2 protein-coding genes are annotated in these 1,631 nt (G+C 51.1%); both read right to left on the bottom strand.

Going from position 1 to position 1,631, the window contains the following annotated elements:
• Window positions 1–942 (bottom strand): outer membrane protein assembly factor BamA (bamA, locus tag HP459_RS22825; protein WP_171936911.1); only part of this gene is annotated, 942 nt, incomplete at its 3' end.
• A gap of 31 nt (window positions 943–973) precedes the next feature.
• On the bottom strand, window positions 974–1,631 hold a 658-nt coding region (gene rseP / locus HP459_RS22820; protein WP_171936910.1), incomplete at its 5' end, for an RIP metalloprotease RseP.

The following is a 1,631-nucleotide window of genomic DNA, read 5'->3' as shown; positions in this document are numbered from 1 at the left end:
GCGGCCGAGCAGCTTCTTAATGCTGTCTTCCATTTTGGTGACTTTAGATCCGCTATACAGATCGCCCGGCTGGATTTTGGTCAGAGATTCAATTTCAGCAGAATGTCCTGCCAGGTTGCCGCTGACTTCAACACCTGAAAGCGTGTATTTATCGCCTTCTGTGATGTTAACGGTAATGTAGATACCTTTCTTGTCCGGAGTCAGACTCACCTGAGTTGAATCGATGTTGAAACGGGCGTAACCGCGATCCAGATAGTAGCTGCGCAGGGTTTCAAGGTCACCCGCCAGTTTCTGTTTCTGGTATTTACGATCGCCTACCACGTTCCACCACGGCACTTCGTCACGCAGCTGGAAGTTGGAGATCAATTCGTCGGTGCTGAACGCGTGGTTACCCACGATGTTGATCTGCTGGATCTTCGCAGAAACACCTTCCTGGAAGACCAGTTTCAGGTCAACACGGTTACGTGGCAGCGGTGTAACAACCGCTTTAACGCTCGCGCTGTATTTACCGACGCTGTAATAGAAATCTTCCAGACCTTTTTCAATGTCTGCAAGGGTTGTGCGGTCCAGAGATTCCCCCACACGAACACCCGATGCCTCAAGGTTCTGCTTGAGCATGTCATCTTTCACCGACTTGTTGCCGGAGAAAGTGATGCTGGCAATCGTTGGACGTTCTTTTACCTGAACCACCAGCGTATCACCATCGCGCAGGACGCGGACATCCTCAAAGTTGCCAGTGGCAAACAGAGCACGGATGGTGTTACTGATATCTTCATCATTAACCGTATCGCCGGGGCGCACAGGCATACTGAGGAGGGCCGCACCAACGGCGACACGCTGAAGGCCTTCGAAATGAATATCTTTCACTACGAACCCGTCAGCACCGTATACGGTCGCGCTGCTAAACAGCAGCGACGCTATGAGCAACTTTTTCATCGCCATCGTTATTATGCGTTCTTCCTAACTAACTCTCTTACAACCGAGAGAAATCATTGAAAAGTGCAAGCCCCATTAACAGCACCAGCAAAATCGAGCCAATGCGATAACTAAAGTCTTGAACTCGCTCGGATACCGGTCCGCCTTTTAGCTTTTCAATCGCTAAAAACAGCAGATGGCCCCCATCTAATACGGGAAGCGGGAACAGGTTGATTATCCCCAGGTTCACGCTAATCAGCGCAAGGAACATGAGATAGTAAATCACCCCGAACTCCGCTGACATCCCAGCCCCCTGAGCAATCGAAATTGGCCCACTGAGGTTGTTCAGTTTCACATCACCGGTTATCAATTTCCCCAACATGTTGACCGTAAGCTTCATCAGCTGCCATGTTTTATCCGTGGCCTCAACGATGGCGCTAAACGGCCCATACTGGCGTATTGTCTTGTACTCATCTGGCAGTGGGATCACTTTCGGCACAACGCCGGCAAACCCTTCTGCCTTACCGCCGCCCGATTTGGTATCCGGGGTGAGGGTCAGTGAGAGCGAACTCCCCTGCCTTTCCACTTCCAGCGCGAGCGGCTTGCCTGGATTATCGCGCACCAGAGTAACAAAGGTCATCCATTGTGTTAATGGCTGACCATCGACTTTAACGATCCTGTCACCCGCTTGTAAACCTGCTTTACTCGCTGCCGAA

The sequence above is a fragment of the Enterobacter sp. CM29 genome, from assembly GCF_013179605.1.
GTDB lineage: Bacteria > Pseudomonadota > Gammaproteobacteria > Enterobacterales > Enterobacteriaceae > Enterobacter > Enterobacter intestinihominis.
This window is presented reverse-complemented; position numbering and strand designations above follow the sequence as displayed.